Below are 3,427 nucleotides of genomic sequence, written 5' to 3'. Positions count from 1 at the left end.
TTATTTGGCATTTGACAAGTGCACGCTGTTGAGTTCTCAAGGATCGGATGCTCCCGCAGCTCAGCCTCACAGCCTCACCCACAGGGCAACTTCTCTATCTTACTCGCCTCGGCCGGCCTGTCAAATCGGCGCCGTTCGACTCGAGAGCAAAGCGGCCGCCGATGATGGGCTCATCGGGCGAAGATCGCTGCCCCGGTTCTCGGCTATCCGCCGTCTCGCTGGGCAACTTGTCTATAGTAGACCGGCGCCTGGCGATCGTCCAACCCAGCCAGGATCCCGGGCGTGTCGCAGGGTCTCGCGCCTGGTGCGCGGCTCAACCGCGCACGGCGAGCGCGAAGGGCAGGACATCGGTGGCGCCGACGAGGCGCAGTTCGCGGGCGGCGACGGTGAGGGTCCACCTGCTGTCGACGAGGTCGTCGACCAGAAGGACCGGCCCCCGCGGCGCCTCGATCCGGGCAGCCGAGAGTCTGCCCCACAGGCCGGAGAGCCGGAACACGCTGTTGCCACCCGGCCCGCCGGTCGGGCCACCGTCGAGGAGGTCGAGCGTGCCCAGCATCGGCAGACGACCGGCCGCAGCGATCCCGCCGGCCGTCGTGGCGACGAGTTCGGCCCTCGCCCGCGACGGCATGGCGACCACGCCCACGGGCCGCTGCTGCCACTTCCACTCCCCCAGCACCCTGAGGCACGCATCCAGCAGGTCGGGCGGGATCGCGCCATCCGCCGAGCCGGGGGCGAACATCTCGCGGAGCCTGCCGCCCCAGCCGAGATCCGTGAGGCGCGCGAGCGCGCGCCCCTCCTCCATCTGCTCGTCGGCGGGTATACGACCGCGGACCGGGAGGCCGAGTCGGTCGGCGCCGGCGGGCCATTGCCGTCGCGGCTCGATCGGCACGCCGACGCGATCGAGGGCGGCGGACGCGGCATCCGTCGCCCCTTCCCGGATCTGTGACGAGAACCACGGACCCGCACAGTTGTCGCACCGGCCGCACGGCTCGGCGGTGGCGTCGTCGAGGGATCGCTGGAGGAACTCCATGCGGCAGCGGTCCGTCGACTCGTACTCGAGCATGTGCTCCTGCTCGGCGACGCGCTCTGTAGCGATGCGGGAGTATCGCTCCTCGTCGTACGTCCATGGCCGCCCCGTCCCGATCCACCCGCCGCGGACGCGCTCCACCGCCCCGTCGACGTCGAGGACCTTCAGAAGGAGCTCGAGCGGTGTGCGACGGATGTCGACCAGCGCCTCGAGCGAAGGCGTCGAGACAGGGCCGTTCGCAGCCGACAGTGCACTCAGCACGCGCTCGGCCCGTTCCCGATCGGGCATCGACGCGGTCGCGAAGTACTGCCAGATGTCGCGGTCCTCCGCGCCCGGAAGGAGAAGCACATCGGCCGATGCCGTACCGCGGCCGGCACGCCCGACCTGCTGGTAGTACGACACCGGCGAGGACGGGGCGCCGAGATGCACGACGAAGCCGAGGTCCGGCTTGTCGAACCCCATCCCCAGCGCGCTGGTCGCAACGAGAGCCTTCACCCTGTTCTCTTTGAGCAGCCGCTCCGACTCCTCCCGCTCCTCGCTGTCGGTCTGACCCGTGTAGGCGCGGACCTCGTGCCCGTGCTCCCTGAGCAGCCGGGCGGTGTCGATGGCGGCCGACACGGTCAGCGTGTAGATGATGCCGGAGCCCGGCAGGTCGCGGAGATGGCTGAGCAGCCAGGCCAGCCGGCTCGCGCCATCTCGCAGGCGCAGCACGCCCAGGCGCAAGGACGTCCGGGCAAGCGGTCCACGGACGATGAGGACCTCCGCCGTGCCGGCGCCCGGTGCGAGGTCTGCGAGCTGCTCGGCGACGTCGGCCACGACGCGCGCATTGGCCGTCGCGGTCGTCGCGAGCACGGGCACGTCCGCAGGCATGCGCGCGATGAGCTCGCGGAGTCGGCGATAGTCGGGCCGGAAGTCGTGACCCCAATCGCTGATGCAGTGCGCTTCGTCGACGACGAGGAGGCCGATCCGCGGAAGGAGTTCGGGCAGCTGGTCGTCGCGGAACGAGGGATTGTTGAGGCGCTCGGGAGAGACGAGCAGGACGTCCACCTCGTCGCGCACGAGCTGCCCGTGCACGTCCGCCCATTCGTGCGCGTTCGTGGAGTTGATCGCCACGGCGCGGACGCCGGCTCGCCAGGCGGCCGCGATCTGATCGCGCATCAGCGCCAGGAGAGGCGACACGAGCACCGTCGGACCCGTACCCCGCCGTCTGAGAAGGAGCGTGGCGACGAAATACACCGCGGACTTGCCCCAACCGGTGCGCTGCACGACCAGAGCGCGACGGCGTCCGTCGACGAGTGCCGCGATCGCCTCGAACTGACCGTCGTGGAACGCGGCATCCTCTCGGCCGACGAGGAGCCGCAGAATCTCGAGCGCCTCGTCGTGCAGCGACGGCGTGGGGGTCATACACCCAGCCTTGCGCATGGCGCCGACATGCGCGTCCGGCGTCGCTCGCCAGCCGGGCGGCGCGTACCGATGGTCCTCGTCGGGCTCTCCGGACATCCGGTGGGGGCGTGCGGGGTAAGACGTCGAACGCCCCTGACGGGCTGCTCGTGGTCGCCGTCTCGAGCGCGACGACGCCGACCGGATGCCCGGCGTGCGGGGTGGCGTCCTGGGCGATCGGGCAGCTGCGTCGAGAGCACGCGACTGTCGCGGCGATCGCCCGCAGTACTTGTCGCGTGGCAATGCGCGCGACATCTCCGCGCCGCCTACGCGAAGGACCTCGCCGAAGGTCGGCGGATCGCCGAGAAGGTCGTCGACACGTTCCATGCCTGCCCGATACCCGCGATCGCCCGCTGGCTGGTGCGCGGGGTCGCCGGCACCATCTCCGTTCGCCTCAGCGCTTGTCGAAGCGCGCTCCAGCTGGGTTGGGTGGCAGCACAGTCAGCACAAGGAGGATCACGTCGCCGACGGACGGCAGCAGCCTGAGCAGTACCAACCATCCCGACAGATTGACGTCGTGGAGGCGGCGAACCGCGATGGCGATCTGCGGGATGAGCGTCACCACGGCCCACCCGGCTGCAAGGGCGATTCCGATGTTGAACGCGGGGCTGAGGTAGAACACATCCCCTTCAGCGTTGAGACCTCCAGTGGCGAAGCCGATTCCCAGAGCCAGAGCGGCGAGAACCAGGTACACCAATGTGGTCGCGAGCTGCCACCACCAGTACTCCGAGCGGCTGGCGCGGCCCGAGAACGTCGCGTACTTGCGGAAGAACCGGACAATGGCTTGTCCGAACGAGGCCCCGTAGAGCGGTTCGGCGATCGAGGGCGAGGGAGGTGTGCTCATGCGGCACACTCTAACGAAATCGACCCCTTGTAACGCGAAATGGCCACCCAGCGTTGGGTGGCCATTTCTCGGAAGAAGTCCGGCGGTGTCCTACTCTCCCACAGGGTCGCCCCTGC

At 69.5% G+C, this 3,427-nt stretch carries 2 protein-coding genes; both read right to left on the bottom strand.

All coding sequences use genetic code 11. From position 1 onward, the window contains the following. Positions 1-313 precede the first annotated feature (313 nt). Positions 314-2,431, bottom strand: a complete 2,118-nt coding sequence (locus EV279_RS16735) for a DEAD/DEAH box helicase (RefSeq protein ID WP_133546099.1) — start codon at positions 2,429-2,431, stop codon at positions 314-316. 430 nt (positions 2,432-2,861) lie between these two features. Next, positions 2,862-3,311, bottom strand: coding sequence for a DUF805 domain-containing protein (locus EV279_RS16725; protein ID WP_133546098.1), 450 nt, complete (start codon positions 3,309-3,311; stop codon positions 2,862-2,864). Positions 3,312-3,427: the final 116 nt, after the last annotated feature.

Origin of the sequence: Microbacterium sp. BK668 (assembly GCF_004362195.1) — a bacterium.
Lineage (GTDB): Bacteria > Actinomycetota > Actinomycetes > Actinomycetales > Microbacteriaceae > Microbacterium.
This window is presented reverse-complemented; position numbering and strand designations above follow the sequence as displayed.